Source organism: Flavobacterium sp. RSP15 (assembly GCF_003968755.1).
Taxonomy (GTDB): Bacteria; Bacteroidota; Bacteroidia; order Flavobacteriales; family Flavobacteriaceae; genus Flavobacterium.
The window spans coordinates 237610-256839 of sequence record NZ_RYDL01000002.1 but is presented as its reverse complement, the minus strand read 5'-3'; the positions used below and the strand labels follow the sequence as shown (position 1 = coordinate 256839).

The following is a 19230-nucleotide window of genomic DNA, read 5'->3' as shown; positions in this document are numbered from 1 at the left end:
GACCTTAAATATCTTATATGGTTAAACGAATTAGTTCGCAATTAATTCTGTGCATTGAACGCCAAAGCATACATTTTTATATTTTTTATCATCGATACCAATCCGTTGGCGCGAGTGGGCGATAAGTGCTCTTTCAATCCTATTTCGTCAATAAAATGTAGATCTGCTTCCAGAATATCAGATGCTTTTTGATTGGAAAAAGTACGAATTAATATTGCAATAATTCCTTTGGTCAAAATGGCATCACTGTCAGCAGTGAAAATAATTTTATCATCCGTTTGCTCCCCTTGCAACCACACTTTGGACTGGCAGCCTTTGATAATATTGTTTTCGGTTTTGAATTCTTCTTTGATTAAAGGGAGTTTTTTTCCTAATTCGATGATGTATTCATAACGCTCCATCCAGTCGTCAAACATGGAGAACTCATCAACAATTTCATCTTGTATTTCTTTAATTTTCATACTCTGCTGAATTTATTTCAGTTTTATTTTTTAGCTAATGAAGTTATCATATTCACAAACTTCTTAATTTCTTTTGGTGGAAAACCGTGATCAAAACTAGTGGTTTCATAGGCTTTCTCCTTAAGGGTAATTTTCAGTTTGGCTATAGCGGCACCGTCATGAAAACGTTTCTCGGTTATTGCTTTTAACTTGGATAAATTATCTAATTCTACTGTTTTAAAACAACCTACTAATTCTTTCCAGTCGGCATCCGATACTTTTTTGGGTATTGGTTTGTCATTTCCGTCTCTGTCTTTTGAAACCGTCAGCATCTGATTTTTCACCGTTATTTTTTGATAAAAACCTCTGGTGTTGGCCGTGTATTCAATAACAGTAGTTTCCATATCTTGCGCTTTGGCACTATTGCAACCGTTGCCCATAAAAATAGTCAGGAATATAATAGATAGTATTTTCATATGAAGATAATATTTGTTTTTTATAGGAATATGGTATCGCCAGATCTTCATTGGTGTTTGATACAGCTTCTGTCATGGCGATTTCATATGAAGATAATTTTAAATTTTAGGACAGCATGACTTTTGCTTTTTTAATAGCTTCAACCATAACATCAATTTCTTCCGTGGTATTATAAAAAGCAAATGATGCTCGTATCGTACCGGGAATCTTAAAGAAATCCATGATGGGTTGCGCACAATGATGGCCTGTTCGTACCGCTATTCCTAGCTTGTCAATTATAGTGCCAATATCGTACGGATGAATGCCTTCAATATTAAAGGATATTACGGAAGTCTTTGCTGCTGCGGTGCCAAAAATTTTCAACCCTTCAATTTCCAATAACCGTTTGGTTCCATATTCCAATAATTCTAATTCCTGTTGTTGAATGTTGTCAAAACCCACTTCGTTCATATAATCAACCGCAGTTCCCAGAACAATTCCTCCGGCAATATTTGGTGTTCCGGCCTCAAATTTATGGGGCAATTCCGCATAAGTAGTTTTTTCGAAAGTTACTTCTTTGATCATTTCGCCTCCGCCTTGATACGGGGGTAATTTATTCAACCACGCTTCTTTTCCGTATAAAATTCCGATGCCTGTTGGACCACATATTTTATGTCCTGAAAAAACATAAAAATCACAATTTAATTCTTGTACATCTGGTTTCAGGTGTGGAACGGCTTGTGCGCCATCAATCAAAATTGCGGCTCCTGCCTCATGTGCTTTGTCAATCATGTATTTGATAGGATTGACAGTTCCAAGAGCATTCGAAATATGATTTACTGTTACAATCTTCGTTTTTTCCGAAAGTAATTTGTCATATTCGGACATGATCAGTTCGCCATCCAGATTCATTGGAATGACCCGCAAAATTGCTCCGGTTTTCTCACACAACATTTGCCAAGGCACAATATTGCTGTGGTGTTCCATTGCCGAAACTAAAATTTCATCACCGGGTTTCAAAATCGAAGCAAATCCATTGGCCACTAAATTAATTCCATGAGTAGTCCCCGAAGTAAAAAGCACTTCATGGGGAAATTTTGCATTGATGTGATTTTGTAATTTACCGCGTGAAATCTCATACGCATCGGTGGCCAGTTGGCTCAACGTATGAACACCACGATGAATATTAGCATTGATTTCCTGGTAGTATTTAGAGATCGCATCAATCACAACTTGTGGCTTTTGCGAAGTGGCTCCGTTGTCAAAATAAACCAATGCTTTCCCGTTTACTTTCTGAGAAAGAATAGGGAAGTCGGCTCTAATTTTATTTACATCTAACATTTTATCTGCTTGTTTTAATTGTTTTTATTGGTAAGATAGAACGCCAATAGTCAACAATTTTTTAGACAATCCAATTTAGTATTGGTCTTTTCTTATTTAGAATTTTTCTACATACAAAAGTAGTGAAATTGGAATTAATTTATAGCAAACACTTGTTAATAATACCTCATTTTCTCAATCCGATACTGTTCCAATAATGTGGTTCTTTTTTATTAAATTGCTTCAAATTAAGCCTCTATGAAAAAAGTATTCAAGTTCGTTGGTTTTGTCTCTTTTATCGGAATCTTTTACGTTGGTTTCACGTCTTATGCAAAATTGGATTTAATTTCTGGCTTTTCAGCCAAAAGTATAGCCTCGGGGCATTTTATTGATAATCGTTCGCAGAAAATGATAGAAAAAGGCGACAATGACATCGATATGATTGACTTAGCCAGAAACAAAATAGAAGCTACCGGAAAATTTGCGGTTGCTTCGGTTTATGGTTTGAAAGAACGAAAAGCGATTTATCGTGAAGGCTTGGGGGCCACTTTAATCAACGATGATTTTGATGTTTCAAAGCCGTATTTGGTTCCTAAAAGAACGAGATTGAATATCAATTTGCCTTTTCCATACGGGAATAACGAGCCAAAAGACACTGTTTTTTCAGATGTTGATTACACTAAATTGAATGCAGCTGTTGCCAATGCTTTTGATGAAAAAGAGGCAATCAAAAAAAGAACCCGCTCCCTTTTAGTGATTTATAAAGATAAAATTATTGCCGAAAAATACGATAGCGGTTTTGATAAAAATAGTAAAATATTGGGTTGGTCGATGACAAAAAGTATTACCAGCGCCATGTTTGGAATTTTGGAAAAACAAGGCAAATACGATATTTACAAACCTGTTCCAATCCCAGAATGGAAAAATGATCATCGAAAAGGTATTACTACCAATGATTTATTGCACATGAATTCCGGTTTAGAATGGGAGGAGCAATACGATAAAATTTCTGATGCCACCAAAATGCTTTTCCAAGCCGAAGACATGACTCTTTCGCAAAAGGAAAAACCAATTGTATTCCGTGCGAATACGCATTGGAATTATTCTTCGGGGACCACGAATTTGCTTTCGGGAATTTTACGGAAGCAGTTCAAAACGCATCAGGAATATTTAGATTTCTGGTACAGTGCCTTGATAGATAAAATAGGAATGTACTCGATGGTAATCGAAACGGATATGGCAGGAAATTATGTGGGTTCATCTTACGGTTGGGCTACCACACGTGATTGGTCTAAATTCGGGTTGTTGTATTTGCATAAAGGCAAGTGGAATGGTGAACAAATTTTCAACGAAAGTTGGGCAAAATACACCGCAACTCCTACAAACACTTCCAATGGAAGATATGGTGGACACTTTTGGCTCAATGCAAGTGGACATTTCCCTGATGTTCCGCGGGATATGTATTATTGCAGCGGTTTTCAGGGGCAAATGGTGGCGATTATTCCGTCACTTGATCTAGTGATTGTCCGAATGGGTTTAAAAGAAGATCCTGATTTTTATTTTAATGGAATGTTGAGTGAGATTGTGGAGAGTTTTAAAAAAAATTAAGCACAACAGACAAAAAAACTATAAAGGGCGCAAAGTTTTGTTAAACTATGCGCCCTTTGCGTATTTATTAGAAAACCATAAAGAGGTAGTTTACAAATCAAATCCCATTTTCACGCCTAACTTGGTTGCGATGATTTTGGCAATTCGCTGTTTAAGTTCAGGGATCTTAACGCTTTCGATAACTTTGTTAGAAAACGCAAACATCAATAACGCTTTTGCTTCTTTTTTAGGAATTCCGCGTTGTTGCATGTAGAACATTGCCGTTTCGTCTAATTGTCCTATGGTGCAACCGTGCGAACATTTTACATCATCAGCAAAAATTTCTAGTTGCGGTTTGGCGTTGATTGTTGCTTTATCACTCAATAGTATATTATTGCTTTTCTGAAAGGCATTGGTTTTCTGGGCTTCTCTTTCTACAAAAATCTTTCCGTTAAAAACGCCTGTCGAGCGATCGGAATAGATTCCTTTATAATCCTGATGGCTTTCGCAATTTGGGGTTGAATGTTGCACCAAAGTATAATGATCCACATGTTGTTTTTCTCCAATGATGGTAATTCCGTTCAGATAGCTTACTATATGTTCCCCAAAATGGTAAAAATTTAAGTTGTTTCTGGTGAGGTTTCCGCCAAAACAAAACGTATTAACGGATACACTGCTTTCTTGTTTTTGAGAAACGTAGGTATTGTCAATGAGATTGGCTTCAAGCGTATCGTTTTGAATTTTATAATAATCAACGATGGCGCGTTTTTGAGCAAAAATCTCAGTCACAGAATTCGTTAACACGGGATTTTCGGTTAAGCTTTGATGCCGTTCAATAATTTGTACATGGGAATTCTCTCCTACAATAATCAAATTTCTAGGTTGAACCATTAGTGCTGCTTCATTCCCTGTTGAGAAATACATTATTTCAACAGGTTTATCTGCTACTTTGCTTTTTGGGATGTTAATGTACGCTCCTTCATTGGCGAAAGCCGTATTCAATGATGTTAGACTTTCATCCTTGCTGGCAATTTGATTAAAATAAGTATCAATAACCATTTTATATTTTGGTTTGGTCAATGCCGATGACATTAAGCAAACATCAATTCCTTCGTGTGTGGTTGACGATAAATTAGAACTGAAAACACCGTCGATAAATACTACTTTGTAGGTGTCTATTTCGTGTAAGAAATATTTTTTTACATGGTTGAATTCAACTGCATTTTCCTGTTTTGAAAAAACGGTAAAGTCATTTTTCAGGATGGCGTTTAGCGATGTGTATTTCCAAGACTCCTCTTTTTTTGTTGGGAAACCTTTATTTTCGAAGTTTTTTATGGCAGCAGTTCTCACGTCATGAAGTTCAGAATGTACATCAATGCGTTCTTCGAAAGCCATAAAAGACGATAGTAATTTTTCTTTTAATTCCATTTTTATTTAAGTCTTAAAGTCGAAAGTCAAATGTCTTAAAGTCGGTATAAGCATAAAATAGCTGATTCAACTATTTTAGACTTTCGACTTTCGATTTTTAAACTTTACGACTAGATTCTAGGTATTTAATAAAACCACTTAACAATTTTGATATTTCTGTTACTGATTCTAAAAGTTTTTCAAATTCTTCTTTAGTAATATAATCTAAATCAAATGCTAAATATAATTGAGAACGAACTTCTCCGGCGGAAGCTTTAGCAACATATAAAAAGTAAATAAACTCTTTGTCTGTATTTCTCTCAAAGCCTTCAGCGCGATATTTGATGATATAGAAATTGATGCTCGCCTAATTTGTCTAGTGAAATCAAAGTCTTTCTTGAAATTTGTATTTTCGGTAACTAAGTAAACTTTTTTGTTAAAAACTCTTGCTTTTTGCCAAGAATTAATTTCTTCGAAAGAATTAAATTTTCCCATTACTTTTTTCTTTTGACTTTATGACCTTCGACTTTAGACTATTTTAATTTTAAGCTTCTTGTTCTTGTTTAATCCAGTCGTATCCTTTTTCTTCCAGTTCGTGTGCCAGTTCTTTTCCACCAGATTTTACAATTTTTCCATTGTACAATACGTGAACAAAATCAGGAACGATATAGTCTAACAATCTTTGGTAGTGTGTGATCACTACAATTGCATTTTTGTCGCTTTTTAGTTTGTTTACCCCATTTGCAACAATACGCAAGGCATCAATATCAAGTCCAGAATCAGTTTCATCAAGAATAGCCAATTTTGGTTCTAGCATTGCCATTTGGAAAATTTCATTCCTTTTTTTCTCACCACCAGAAAAACCTTCGTTTAAAGAGCGAGACAAAAATTTACGGTCAATTTCTAATAATTCTGATTTCTCCCGAATCACTTTTAGCATTTCATTAGAAGGCATTTCTTCTAATCCTTTAGCTTTACGGGTTTCGTTGATTGCTGTTCTCATGAAGTTGGTAACTGAAACTCCTGGAATTTCCACTGGATATTGGAACGAAAGAAAAACGCCTTTGTGCGCTCTTTCTTCTGGTGCCAATTCCGAAAGGTCTTCTCCGTCTAAAGTGATTTCGCCTTCGGTTACTTCGTAGTTTTCGTTTCCTGCAATGATGGAGGCTAACGTACTTTTTCCGGCACCGTTTGGTCCCATTATCGCGTGAATTTCTCCCGCTTTTACTTCAAGGTTGATTCCTTTTAATATTTCTTTGTCCCCAATGGAGGCGTGTAAATTTTTTATACTTAACATTTGTTTCTTTGTTTATTCGTAATGACCTTTTAGTGATAAAATGTCTAATATTTCAATTGTATTTTCTCGGTAACTTTATATATAATACGATGTTCTTGATTTATTCTTCTTGACCATTTTCCAGAAAGCTGGTATTTCAATTGTTCAGGCTTTCCAATTCCTTCAAAAGGATGTAGTTGAATGTCTTCTATTAAATCTGTAATTTTATTTAAAATATTTTTATTTCCAGATTTAATCCAAAAATCTAAATCTTTTCTAGCTTTAGTCGTAAATACTATTTGCATAAAGCACGTATTTCTTCCATCGTCATTTTTATCCCTTTCCCGTTTTTAATACTTTGTTCTGCTTCCAAAATTTCTTTTACAAACTCAGGGTTATATGGATTTTCTTCTTTTACAATTTCAAATCCAAGTGATTTCGCCAACGATTTTAACACTGGAAAATCTTTTTTCTTTACATTTTTTAAAATTATATCCATAATATTTAGATTTAAAAAATTACCCTACAGAACCTTCTAACGAAATTTCTAATAATTTTTGTGCTTCTACGGCGAATTCCATTGGTAACTTATTCAATACATCTTTACTGAAACCGTTTACGATTAAAGCAATAGCTTTTTCGGTTGGAATTCCACGTTGGTTGCAATAGAAAACTTGGTCTTCGCCAATTTTACTTGTCGTAGCCTCATGTTCGATTTTTGCCGATGGATTTTTGCTTTCGATATAAGGAAAGGTATGCGCGCCACAATTGTTTCCCATTAATAAGGAATCACATTGTGAAAAGTTTCTAGCGTTCTCTGCGTTTGCTGAAATGCGCACCAAACCTCTGTAACTATTTTGTGATCTTCCGGCAGAAATCCCTTTAGATATAATAGTAGATTTAGTGTTTTTACCTAGATGCACCATCTTAGTTCCTGTATCGGCTTGTTGGAAATTATTGGTCACCGCAATCGAATAAAATTCGCCGGTTGAATTGTCTCCTTTTAAAATAACCGAAGGATATTTCCATGTTATTGCAGAGCCGGTCTCCACTTGTGTCCAGGAAATTTTTGCGTTTTTCTCGCAAATTCCTCTTTTGGTTACAAAGTTGAAAACGCCGCCTTTTCCTTCTTTGTTTCCCGGATACCAGTTTTGTACGGTTGAATATTTTATTTCGGCATCGTCCAAAGCGATTAATTCTACTACTGCAGCGTGCAATTGATTTTCATCACGACTTGGAGCGGTGCAACCTTCTAAGTAAGACACATAGCTACCTTCGTCAGCAATTAATAATGTTCTTTCAAATTGTCCTGTTCCTGCTTGATTAATTCTAAAATAGGTCGAAAGTTCCATTGGACAACGAATGCCTTTTGGAATATAACAGAAAGATCCATCCGAGAAAACTGCCGAATTCAGCGCTGCATAAAAGTTGTCTTTTTGCGGTACAACTGTCCCTAAATATTTACGAACTAATTCGGGATGTTCTTTGATGGCTTCAGAAATACTCATGAAGATAATTCCTTTTTCGCCTAATGTTTTTTTGAAAGTCGTTGCTACTGAAACGGAATCCACAACGATATCCATAGCTACATTATTCATCATCTTTTGCTCATCGACAGAGATGCCTAACTTTTTGTACATTTCTAAAAGTTCCGGATCTACATCATCCAATGTTTTATTTGGATCTACCGCTTTTGGAGCTGAATAATAGGAAATAGCCTGAAAATCAGGTTTGGTATAATGCACATTTGCCCATTCTGGCTCTGTCATTTGCTCCCAAGCACGAAAAGCCTCAAGACGCCAATCAGTCATCCATTGTGGTTCTCCTTTTTTGTGCGAAATAGCACGAACGATATCTTCATTTAAACCTATAGGAAACGTTTCTGATTCTAATTCAGTGTAAAATCCGTATTCGTATTCTTTATTTTCGAGTTCGATTTTTAAGTCGTCTTCTGTATATTTGCTCATTCTGATTTAAAGATTTAAAGATTTAAAGATTCAATTATTGAATATTAAACTTTATTATTTGTGTCTAAATATTTAATAAAATTAGAAAGGTTTTGAGAAATCTCAATAGTTAAATTATAACTTTTTTGAATTTCTTCGTGATTGCAAAAACCTAACTATCTGGATAATACCAACATATTTCTAACCTCAGCACAACTGCCTTTGGAGATTTTTAAATATCTTGTAAATTGTCTATTACTGTTGTATTCTGAACCTTCGGCAATATTATTTGTAATTGAAACTACTGCTCTTTTTATTTGGTCCTTAAAACCAAATTCTTTTTCCAAGGATTTATTATTTAATAATTCAAAAACTAATTTAGTTAAGACAATACCTTTTTTATGGACATCAAATTCTTCAAATGATTTTGTCATACTATCATTAATCTTTTAATTTTTAAATTTTTCAATCTTTAAATTAAAGAGAGAAACTCTCACCGCAACCACATGTTCTATTGGCATTAGGATTATTAAAAACAAATCCTTTGCCATTTATTCCTCCTGAAAATTCTAATACTGTTCCGGCTAGGTACAGAAAGGATTTTTTTTCGACAGCAATAGTGATATCGTTGTCAATAAAAATCTTATCGTCGTCGCTTTTTGTTTTATCAAATTTTAAATCATAAGACAATCCAGAACATCCGCCGCTTTTCACACCTACTCTCACGTAGTCTATGGAGGCGTCAAAACCATCATCTTGCATTAAATCGATGATTTTTTTTCTTGCTGTGTCAGAAACTTTTATCATAGCTTATATTGATTTTGTCTAAATTAAAGACAAAGATAGTATATAAAAAGCTTTTTACATAGTTGATAACATTTTTATAACCAATACAAAAATAGAAAAAAGCTATTTTAAACAACTAAAAGCATTTGAATTCCTTAACTTTGAAACTTCTCAAAAAACACAAAAACATGAAATTATACCCCATAGAAACTGGAAACTTTAAATTAGATGGAGGTGCAATGTTTGGCGTAGTGCCAAAAACCATTTGGAACAAAACCAATCCCGCAGATGAGAATAACCTGATTGACATTGCCGCTCGTTGTTTACTAATTGAAGAGGGAAATCGATTGATTTTGATTGATACCGGAATGGGAAACAAACAATCCGATAAATTTTTTGGGTATTACTCGCTTTGGGGTACCCATTCGATGGACAACTCATTAGCTAAACACGGTTTTCATCGGGATGATGTCACGGATGTTTTTATGACGCATTTGCATTTTGACCATTGTGGGGGCAGTGTACAATGGAATAAGGGCAAAACGGGGTATGAACCGGCTTTTAAAAACGCTAAATTCTGGAGTAACGAAAATCACTGGGAATGGGCAACCAAACCAAATCTCAGAGAGAAAGCATCGTTCTTGTCTGAAAACATTTTGCCGATACAGGAAAGCGGTCAGTTGCATTTCATCCAAAGACCGGAAGGCGATTTTCTGGCAAAATCGGAATTGGGTTTTGGCATCTTCTTTGCTGATGGACATACGGAAAAGCAAATGATTCCGCACATACAATACAAGGACAAAACAATCGTTTTTTGCGCTGATTTATTGGCAACAGCCGGACACGTTCCCATTGCGTATGTCATGGGTTATGACACCAGACCTTTGTTAACGATGCCTGAAAAAGCGAAATTTCTAAATGCTGCAGCAGAAAATAATTACTATTTATTTTTAGAACATGATGCGCATAACGAAATCATAACGGTTGAAAAAACGGAAAAAGGGGTGCGTTTGAAAGAACGGTTTTCATGTGATGAAGTCTTAACGTAGTGTTAAGTATAGTTTCAGTTGTAACAAAAAAAATTATTTTAGACAAATATTTTAAAATTAACAAAAAACATTTTCGATGAATACCATTAAACCCATTTGCATTTCTGCTTTTGCTTTATTAGCATTAGCAGGTTGTGGCGCTTCAAGACAAGTTTCAAATACTTCAATTTCTGGACTGGTTGCCATAAGCGCTCCTTTGAATATTACAAAAAAAGCACCAATAACTGAAAATGACTTGAAACGTTGGAGCCATTTAGATATTGTTACTGACACGATTCCCGGAATGAGCGTAGATAAAGCGTATGCTGAATTATTGAAGGGTAAAAAAGGCGTGCCTGTTATTGTTGGGATTGTAGATTCGGGAGTGGATATTGAACATGAGGATTTAAAATCGGCACTTTGGACTAATACCAAAGAAATTCCCGGAAACGGAATTGACGATGACAAAAATGGATATATTGATGATATTCACGGTTGGAATTTTCTTGGAGATAGTACCAAAGAGAATCTGGAATACGAAAGGATTATCAAAGATAAAACCCTGGTAGATGACGTTACCTATCAAGCTGCAAAAGCGTTGAATGACAAAAAAGTGGCTGATGCTGCAGCAGGAAAAACACGTTCCGAGCAAATGTTAGCGGCTCTTATGACCAGCGATGCTACTTTAGTAAAACATTTTGGTAAGTCAGTTTATACCATTGAAGAGGTAAATGCGATTGTTTCGCAAGAACTGGAAATACAAAAGAGCAAAGCGGCTATGCAACAAATGCTTTCTTATGGATTGCCAATTGCGGAACTAAAAGTGGCTATTCAAAAACAATTAGACGATCAGGTTGCCCTTATAAACGGAGACAATCTAAAAACAGACTACCGTAAAGTGGTAGGAGATAATCCAAATGATATTACGGATACTAAATACGGAAACAATAATGTGATGGGACCAGACAAGAATGAAATTCTTCATGGGACTCACGTTGCCGGAATTGTTGCTCAAACCAGAAATAATACTTTGGGGGGTGATGGTGTGGCTAATAATGTTCAAATTCTGACCGTTCGCGCTGTGCCGGATGGAGATGAGTATGATAAAGATATTGCACTTGGAATTCGTTACGCAGTAGATAATGGAGCCAAAGTAATCAACGGAAGTTTTGGAAAAGGCTTTTCTCCTCACAAGCAATGGGTGTACGATGCTATAAAATATGCAGAGAAAAAAGACGTCTTGATTGTACATGCAGCCGGAAATGACGCAAAAGACATCGATTATGCAGACAATTTTCCAAATGACTCTGAGGATAAAATAACAGAGTTTGCAGATAATTTTATCACAATTGGGGCTTTAAATTTTGAATATGGAAACAAAGTGGTGGCTCGTTTTTCTAACATTGGAAAAATTAATGTAGATGTTTTTGCGCCTGGCGTAAAAATCTATGCTACAACTCCAAACGATACTTATAAATACTTGCAAGGAACTTCAATGGCTGCGCCAAACGTTGCCGGAGTAGCGGCTTTGATCCGTTCGTATTACCCAAAATTATCCGCGCAACAAGTAAAACACATCTTGATGGATTCCGGAATTGCAATTACAACAGCTGTTATTGTGGGAGGAAAACCAAATGACACGCGTCCCTTTTCGGCACTTTCTAAATCTGGTAAAATAGTAAATGCATACAATGCTTTACTCATGGCAGAAAAAATGTCTAAAAAATAATATTTTAAGAATTTAGTACTTGGAAGGGCAGTTTGTCCTTCCATTTTTATTTAAACCTACCTATGAAAAAATTACTTTTATTTTCTTTTGTTGTTTTTGGTCTCGGAACTGTTTTTGCCCAAAACTCCTCGTATTGGCAACAACATGTCGATTACAAAATGGATGTTACCTTGGATGTAAAAACATACCAGTACACCGGGAAGCAGGAATTGGTATACACCAATAATTCTTCGGATACTTTGAGAAAAGTATATTATCACCTATTTAATAATGCCTTTCAGCCCGGAAGCGAAATGGATGCCAGAATCCAAAGTATCAAAGATCCTGACGGCAGAATGGTCACCAAAATAAAAGTAGACGGTAAAGAAGTGAAGGAAAGCCGCATTAAAAACCTGAAACCAAATGAAATTGGTTTTTTGCGAATTTCAAATTTCAAACAAGATGGAGCAGTTGCTACTGCAAAAGAGGTTGGAACTATTCTTGAAGTGACTTTGGCCAAGCCAATATTACCGAATACTAAAACTACATTTACATTAGATTTTGAGGGTCAGGTTCCCATTCAGATTCGTCGTTCCGGAAGAAATAATGCTGAAGGTGTAGCATTATCCATGTCGCAATGGTATCCAAAAATGGCTGAATTTGATTTTGAAGGTTGGCATGCTGATCCTTACATTGCCAGAGAATTTCATGGTGTTTGGGGAAATTTTGACGTAAATATTACTATTGACAAGGATTACGTTTTAGGTGGTACCGGTTATTTGCAAAACAAAAATGAAATTGGTCACGGCTATCAAGACCAAGGTGTTGTTGTGTCTGTTCCAAAGAAAACAAAAATGTTGACTTGGCATTTTAATGCACCAATGGTTCATGATTTTACATGGGCTGCTGATCCGGATTACATTCACGATGTAGTAAAAGGGCCTAACGGTGTTGATTTGCATTTTTTGTATAAAAACAACCCTAAATACATTCAAAACTGGAAAAACCTGCAACCAAAAACGGTCCAGTTAATGGAAATTTACAACAAAACGGTAGGGGATTATCCATACAAACAATATTCTGTGATTCAGGGTGGCGATGGTGGTATGGAATATGCCATGTGTACACTGATTTTAGGACAAGGTAGTTTTGAAGGATTGCTTGGAGTAACTGCACACGAAATGGCGCACTCTTGGTTCCAACATGTTTTGGCTTCCAATGAATCAAAACACGGATGGATGGACGAAGGTTTTACCTCATTTCTGGAAGATTTTGGACTGAATGAAATTGCAAATAAAAAAGTAGAAAACCCTTATACAGGAGCCTATACCGGTTATTTTTCTATGGCAAATTCGGGAAAAGAATTACCACAAGGAACGCATGCAGATCGTTTTGATGAAAACAGAGTCTACAGCATCACATCGTATAGTAAAGGGGAAATTTTCTTGACTCAATTGATGTATTTGATTGGAAAAGATAATGTCATGAAAACATTGAAGAAATATTACAGCGATTTTAAATTCAAGCACCCTACGCCAAATGACATTAAAAGATCTGCAGAACGAATTTCTGGAGCAAATCTCGATTGGTACTTAGTGGATTGGACAGAAACCACCAATACTATTGATTATGGTATTAAGGATATAAAAGAAAATGGAGACAAAACAACCGTTACTTTAGAAAGAATTGGTAGAATGCCAATGCCAATTGATTTATTAGTGGAGTACACAGATGGAACAACGGAAAGTTTCTACATTCCGTTGCGCATGATGAGTTTCGAAAAAGAAAATCCAAATCCCGCCATAAAAAGAACGGTTTTGAATGATTGGGCGTGGGCGTACCCAACCTTTGAATTTGATATTTCTAAATCGAAAACTTCCATCAAAAAAATTACCATTGACCCAAGCGGATTAATGGCTGATTTGAAAAAGGAAAACAATACGTACGAGATAAAGTAACTACTATTGAAACGTTATAAAAAAAGTCTAGTTCAACAACTAGACTTTTTTTTGGTTTATATTGTTAAATGATTTACTTCAAATGCTCCAACATATCCACGGTCATGCCTTCCAAATCAAATTCATGTTTCCATCCCCAGTCCTTTCTAGCTTCGGCGTCATCAATACTTGCTGGCCAACTATCGGCTATTTTTTGACGGAAGTCCGGCTCATAAGTAACGGTAAATTCCGGAATATGTTTCTTGATTTCGGCAGCAATCTGCGTTGGTGTAAAGCTCATTGCCGCCAAATTATACGAAGAATGAATTTTTATTTGTTCTACCGGCGCCTGCATAATTTGGATGGTCGCAGCAATGGCATCGTCCATGTACATCATCGGCATTTTAGTTTCGGAGGATAAAAAACATTCGTATGTTTTATCCGAAATCGCCTTGTGAAAAATATCTACCGCATAATCCGTTGTTCCGCCACCAGGAGGCGATGACCAGCTAATTAAACCAGGATAACGAATGCTTCTTACATCTACACCAAAAATATTATGGTAGTATTCGCACCATCTTTCGCCAGCTTGTTTACTGATTCCGTAAACCGTTGAAGGTTCCATGATTGTGTATTGCGGCGTATTTTCTCTGGGTGTTGTTGGACCAAAAACGGCAATACTCGAAGGCCAGAATATTTTTTTTATTTTTCCGGCTTTCGCCAAATTCAAAACGTGAAATAACGAATTCATATTCAAATCCCAAGCAAAAGCAGGGTTTTTTTCTGCTGTAGCTGATAAAAGTGCTGCCATCAAATAGACCTCGTCAATCTGATGCAATTCCACCAGATGTTCAATTTGATTGAAATCCAAGGCATTTACCACTTCAAATGGACCGGAATTGACAACGTCAATATTTAACTTTCGAATATCCGAAGCAATTACATTTTCTGTTCCGTATATTTTTCGTAATTTTTGGGTAAGTTCCGTTCCTATCTGGCCGCAAGCGCCAATAATTAATATTTTAGTACTCATTTTTGTCTGTTTTAAAAAACAAAGATAACGTTTTCGTAAATAACATAATTTTGATAAAAAATACTGTTAAATTCTTAAAGTTGTAATTAAAAACAAGCTATGTTTCTTAATTTTATAGGTTTTAAATATAAAAACTGCTTTAGGGATATTAGATAGTTATTCCGATGCCGTAATTCGTAATTGTAAATTTACTTTGTAACTTTGCACCTAAATTAATGGCGATTTTTAAACGAGCATAATGGGTTTTCGTTTGCAAAAGTAAGAGCGTATAGCGATTGCATTCAGCCAGTAAAAAACAACAAATTGCCACACATGAAATATAAAACAGCAATCTTCTTTGCTCTTGCTTTGCTCTTGTTTTCCTGTCAGGATAATAATCAAAAACGCCTTTCCGAAAATAAAAAAGAGATGCAGCGAAGAGAAATTATTTTTAAAAACATAGAAAAGGGTTGGGTTTTTTATGATACTCCAGTTACGGAGGCTTCTGAAAAAAGTTTGGCTACTTGGAATGCCTGGCGTATTTTTTTGGCTGAATTAGCGCTGAAACCCAGAAAATCAATTAAAGCGTTCCAACAAAAATCAAAAGCACTTTCTAAAAAAGTAATGGATTTAAACGAAAATATCCCTTATGAATACAGTAAACCTCAAATAAAAAGCAGAATTTCGACCTTAATTACTAAGGTACGATTGTTGGATTTATTTATTAATTTAGATGCTATTCCAGATAAAAAAGTAACGCAGCTAGTGTCAGAAATCAATTTAGAATTGGTTTCGCTTCAAAGACAGATGGACAAAATCACCGAGAAAAGTAAGATTCCCATCGAGGAAGGGGAATCTGAGTTAATGAAAATGATGGATACTACAAGAGCCATTCCCAATACACCTATAATCGACCCAAATATTCCACGCGTTGAGTAAAACAGCCTTATACAACACCTACGATAATTCGCCAAAAACCCAGCAAATCGTTGCTCGTTTATTAGAAAACAAGCAAATCAAAATACAGCTGTCGGGACTTTTGGGCTCTGCACTTTCATTTGTAATTCGATCCGTTTTTAAGAAAGCCGAACTTCCTCTTCTAATTGTTCTAAACAATAAAGAAGAAGCAGCGTATTACTTGAACGATCTGGAACAAATGATTGGCGAACAAGATGTACTCTTTTATCCCGGTTCATTCCGTCGTCCATACGAGATTGAAGATACGGATAATGCGAATGTTTTGCTTCGCGCCGAAGTCCCCAACCGGATCAATTCCCGCAAGAAACCAGCCGTTATTGTCACCTATCCCGAAGCCTTATTCGAGAAAGTGGTCACCCGGAAAGAATTAGATAAAAACACGTTGAAGGTTGCTGTTGGTGACAAAATTTCTATCGATTTTATCAATGAAGTATTGTTCGAATACGAGTTCAAAAGAGTCGATTTTATTACTGAACCCGGAGAATTTTCGGTTCGTGGCGGCATTGTCGACGTCTTTTCGTTTTCGAATGATAATCCGTACCGAATTGAGTTTTTTGGAGATGAAGTGGAGAGCATTCGTACCTTTGATGTTGCGACCCAATTGTCAATGGTACAACAGAAGAAAATTACGATAATCCCTAATGTGGAAAACAAAGTTTTTCAGGAAAACAGAGAAAGTTTCTTGGATTATATTTCAGAGAAAACGGTGATTTTCATCCAGAATACTGAAGATTTTTTATCACAATTAAACAAACAATTTGGCAAAGCCGAAGAAGCTTTCGCAAAATTATCGCAAGAAATAAAGCGGTCATCTCCGGAGCAATTGTTCTTGAATCAAGCCGAATTTATAAAACGAGCCTTGGATTTCTCGATTGTAGAATTGAGTTCAAAGCCTATTTTTAGAACCACCAAAAAATTCGAATTTCATATTCAACCACAGCCGTCGTTCAACAAACAATTTGATTTGTTGTTGAATAATCTGAACGAAAATCATTTTAATGGCTATAAAAATCATTTGTTTTGTTCCAATGACGCCCAAGCCAAACGATTTCATGATATTTTCAAAACTTTGGATGAAGCCAATTCCGAGAATATCCGCAAGCAGTATCACGCGGTTGTTTTGCCTTTGTACCAAGGATTTATTGATGAGGAAAACCAAATTACCTGTTACACGGACCATCAGATTTTTGAACGCTATCATAAATTCAACATCAAAAATGGGTACTCGAAAAAACAGAATATCACTTTAAAAGAGCTTACGACACTTTCTGTTGGGGATTATGTGACGCATATCGATCACGGAATTGGACGTTTTGGAGGTTTGCAAAAAATACAAGTCGAAGGCAAAACGCAAGAAGCCATCAAGCTCGTGTATGCCGATAATGATATTGTGTATGTGAGTATTCATTCGCTGCACAAAATTTCAAAATACAACGGAAAAGACGGAACGCCACCCAAAATTTACAAATTGGGTTCGAATGCCTGGAAGATTTTAAAACAAAAAACCAAGGCGCGTGTTAAACATATTGCTTTCAATTTGATTCAGTTGTATGCAAAAAGAAGACTCGAAAAAGGATTCCAGTTTGCGCCCGACAGTTATTTACAAAATGAACTGGAAAGTTCGTTCATTTATGAAGATACGCCGGACCAAACTAAATCAACGGCAGAAGTAAAAGCGGATATGGAAAGTGACCGTCCAATGGATCGCTTGGTTTGTGGTGATGTAGGTTTTGGTAAAACCGAAGTCGCCATTCGTGCGGCTTTCAAAGCTGTGGATAATAGCAAACAAGTGGCGATATTAGTGCCTACAACTATTTTGGCCTACCAGCATTACCGAACTTTTACGGAACGATTGAAAGACATGCCGGTTTCTGTGGGGTATTTAAACCGTTTTAGAACTGCCAAACAAAAAGCAGAAACCTTAAAATTACTAGCCGAAGGAAAACTCGATATTGTCATTGGAACGCACCAATTAGTCAGTAAAAATGTTGTTTTCAAAGACCTTGGATTATTGATTGTGGATGAAGAACAAAAATTTGGGGTTAATGTAAAAGACAAACTCAAAACTATTGCTGCTAATGTGGATACGCTGACATTGACCGCAACTCCAATACCACGAACATTACAATTTTCGTTGATGGCAGCACGTGATTTATCCGTAATTACAACACCACCGCCCAATCGTTATCCTATTGAAACCAATGTAGTCGGTTTTAGCGAAGAGTTGATTCGGGATGCGATTTCGTATGAAATTCAGCGTAACGGACAGGTGTTTTTCATCAATAACAGAATAGAAAACATCAAAGAAGTGGCCGGAATGATCCAGCGTTTGGTACCCAATGCCAAAGTTGGAATTGGTCACGGCCAAATGGAAGGACGAAAACTGGAGGAACTAATGTTGGCTTTTATGAATGGCGAATTTGATGTTTTGGTGGCAACGACCATCATCGAAAGCGGTTTGGATGTTCCTAATGCGAACACGATTTTCATCAATAATGCGAATAATTTTGGATTGTCTGATTTACATCAAATGCGCGGTCGTGTAGGACGTAGCAACAAGAAAGCGTTTTGCTATTTTATTTGCCCGCCGTATTCCGCAATGACAGACGATGCTAGAAAACGAATTCAGGCTTTGGAACAATTTAGTGAATTGGGAAGTGGATTTAATATTGCGATGAAAGATCTTGAGATTCGTGGTGCCGGAGATTTATTGGGCGGTGAACAAAGCGGTTTTATCAACGAAATTGGTTTTGATACGTACCAAAAAATTATGAATGAAGCCCTTGATGAATTGAAAGAAAATGAATTCAAGGATTTGTATCCGGAGGAAAATAATTTGGAAACCAAAGAATATGTCAAGGACCTTCAAATCGATACTGATTTTGAGTTATTATTTTCGGATGAATACATCAATAATGTATCGGAACGATTGAGTTTGTACAATGAATTAGGCGCTGTAAAAAACGAAGAAGAACTCATCATTTTCCAAAATAAATTGATTGATCGTTTTGGCCCAATGCCGCCACGTGCCAAAGCATTAATGAACAGTATTCGTATCAAATGGATCGCTACCCGCATTGGAATCGAAAAATTAGTAATGAAACAAGGCAAGATGATTGGGTATTTCATTTCGGATCAACAATCCGATTATTACCAATCGAAACGTTTTAATCAAGTCCTACTGTTTGTGCAAAAAAACAGTTCTATTTGTAAAATGAAAGAAAAACAAACGCCGGCTGGTTTGCGATTACTGTTGACTTTTGACAATGTAAAGAACACCAGGAGAGCTTTGGAATTGATGGAGCTATTGGGTGGGGAATAAGACATTTCTAAAGCTTCCAGCCTTCAA

Annotated in this window: 19 protein-coding genes; 6 read left to right on the top strand and 13 right to left on the bottom strand. The window is 36.1% G+C overall.

Annotated features, from left to right (window positions below):
* Window positions 1-41: 41 nt before the first annotated feature.
* The 3 genes from EKM00_RS03495 to EKM00_RS03485 form a co-directional block, all read right to left on the bottom strand.
* On the bottom strand, window positions 42-461 hold the full coding sequence (locus tag EKM00_RS03495) for a SufE family protein (protein ID WP_126515251.1): 420 nt from the start codon (window positions 459-461) through the stop codon (window positions 42-44).
* A 23-nt stretch (window positions 462-484) separates the two neighbouring features.
* Complete coding sequence (locus EKM00_RS03490) at window positions 485-916, bottom strand: hypothetical protein (protein WP_126515250.1); 432 nt, start codon at window positions 914-916, stop codon at window positions 485-487.
* Between the two features lie 106 nt (window positions 917-1022).
* Window positions 1023-2237: an aminotransferase class V-fold PLP-dependent enzyme gene (locus tag EKM00_RS03485; RefSeq protein WP_126515249.1), complete on the bottom strand. Its 1215-nt coding sequence runs from the start codon at window positions 2235-2237 to the stop codon at window positions 1023-1025.
* Window positions 2238-2474: 237 nt separating this feature from the next.
* Here EKM00_RS03485 and EKM00_RS03480 point away from each other — a divergent pair, with 237 nt between their 5' ends.
* A complete protein-coding gene (locus EKM00_RS03480) occupies window positions 2475-3824 on the top strand; it encodes a serine hydrolase domain-containing protein (protein WP_126515248.1) in 1350 nt (449 codons plus the stop codon).
* Window positions 3825-3914: 90 nt separating this feature from the next.
* Here the strand turns inward: EKM00_RS03480 and sufD are convergent, their stop codons facing one another.
* The 9 genes from sufD to EKM00_RS03440 all read right to left on the bottom strand — a co-directional run bounded on the left by sufD (window position 3915) and on the right by EKM00_RS03440 (window position 9239).
* Window positions 3915-5231, bottom strand: coding sequence for a Fe-S cluster assembly protein SufD (gene sufD, locus EKM00_RS03475; RefSeq protein ID WP_126515247.1), 1317 nt, complete (start codon window positions 5229-5231; stop codon window positions 3915-3917).
* Window positions 5232-5328: 97 nt separating this feature from the next.
* Window positions 5329-5508, bottom strand: a complete 180-nt coding sequence (locus EKM00_RS15050; RefSeq protein ID WP_255416579.1) for a four helix bundle protein — start codon at window positions 5506-5508, stop codon at window positions 5329-5331.
* The gene (locus EKM00_RS03470; RefSeq protein WP_255416577.1) at window positions 5448-5705 is read right to left on the bottom strand and encodes a four helix bundle protein; all 258 of its coding nucleotides are present in this window, start codon (window positions 5703-5705) and stop codon (window positions 5448-5450) included. Before EKM00_RS03470 ends, EKM00_RS15050 begins: the two co-directional genes overlap by 61 nt.
* A 49-nt stretch (window positions 5706-5754) precedes the next feature.
* Window positions 5755-6507 (bottom strand): Fe-S cluster assembly ATPase SufC, encoded by a 753-nt coding sequence (gene sufC, locus EKM00_RS03465; RefSeq protein WP_126455797.1) that lies wholly within the window; start codon window positions 6505-6507, stop codon window positions 5755-5757.
* Window positions 6508-6551: 44 nt separating this feature from the next.
* Window positions 6552-6791, bottom strand: coding sequence for a Txe/YoeB family addiction module toxin (locus tag EKM00_RS03460; RefSeq protein ID WP_126457846.1), 240 nt, complete (start codon window positions 6789-6791; stop codon window positions 6552-6554).
* Window positions 6782-6985, bottom strand: coding sequence for a DUF2683 family protein (locus tag EKM00_RS03455; RefSeq protein WP_126457848.1), 204 nt, complete (start codon window positions 6983-6985; stop codon window positions 6782-6784). Before EKM00_RS03455 ends, EKM00_RS03460 begins: the two co-directional genes overlap by 10 nt.
* 19 nt (window positions 6986-7004) lie before the next feature.
* Window positions 7005-8453, bottom strand: a complete 1449-nt coding sequence (gene sufB, locus EKM00_RS03450) for a Fe-S cluster assembly protein SufB (protein ID WP_126457852.1) — start codon at window positions 8451-8453, stop codon at window positions 7005-7007.
* Between the two features lie 155 nt (window positions 8454-8608).
* Window positions 8609-8866, bottom strand: a complete 258-nt coding sequence (locus tag EKM00_RS03445) for a four helix bundle protein (protein WP_126552925.1) — start codon at window positions 8864-8866, stop codon at window positions 8609-8611.
* 43 nt (window positions 8867-8909) lie between these two features.
* Window positions 8910-9239, bottom strand: a complete 330-nt coding sequence (locus EKM00_RS03440; protein WP_126455801.1) for a HesB/IscA family protein — start codon at window positions 9237-9239, stop codon at window positions 8910-8912.
* A 167-nt stretch (window positions 9240-9406) separates the two neighbouring features.
* Between EKM00_RS03440 and EKM00_RS03435 the strand changes: the two genes are divergently transcribed.
* The 3 genes from EKM00_RS03435 to EKM00_RS03425 all read left to right on the top strand — a co-directional run bounded on the left by EKM00_RS03435 (window position 9407) and on the right by EKM00_RS03425 (window position 13912).
* A complete protein-coding gene (locus EKM00_RS03435) occupies window positions 9407-10267 on the top strand; it encodes an MBL fold metallo-hydrolase (RefSeq protein ID WP_126515246.1) in 861 nt (286 codons plus the stop codon).
* Window positions 10268-10343: 76 nt separating this feature from the next.
* Window positions 10344-11975 carry a S8 family peptidase gene (locus EKM00_RS03430; protein ID WP_126515245.1) on the top strand — a complete coding sequence of 544 codons (1632 nt, stop codon included), beginning with the start codon at window positions 10344-10346 and terminating at the stop codon, window positions 11973-11975.
* Between the two features lie 62 nt (window positions 11976-12037).
* Window positions 12038-13912: a M1 family metallopeptidase gene (locus EKM00_RS03425; RefSeq protein WP_126457856.1), complete on the top strand. Its 1875-nt coding sequence runs from the start codon at window positions 12038-12040 to the stop codon at window positions 13910-13912.
* 73 nt (window positions 13913-13985) lie between these two features.
* Here the strand turns inward: EKM00_RS03425 and EKM00_RS03420 are convergent, their stop codons facing one another.
* Complete coding sequence (locus EKM00_RS03420; protein ID WP_126515244.1) at window positions 13986-14924, bottom strand: L-threonine 3-dehydrogenase; 939 nt, start codon at window positions 14922-14924, stop codon at window positions 13986-13988.
* Window positions 14925-15236: 312 nt separating this feature from the next.
* On the opposite strand from EKM00_RS03420, the gene EKM00_RS03415 reads away from it, so the two are divergent.
* A complete protein-coding gene (locus EKM00_RS03415; protein WP_126515243.1) occupies window positions 15237-15842 on the top strand; it encodes a hypothetical protein in 606 nt (201 codons plus the stop codon).
* Entirely contained in the window at window positions 15835-19203 is a 3369-nt protein-coding gene (mfd, locus tag EKM00_RS03410; protein ID WP_126515242.1) for a transcription-repair coupling factor, read from the top strand. Before EKM00_RS03415 ends, mfd begins: the two co-directional genes overlap by 8 nt.
* Window positions 19204-19230: the final 27 nt, after the last annotated feature.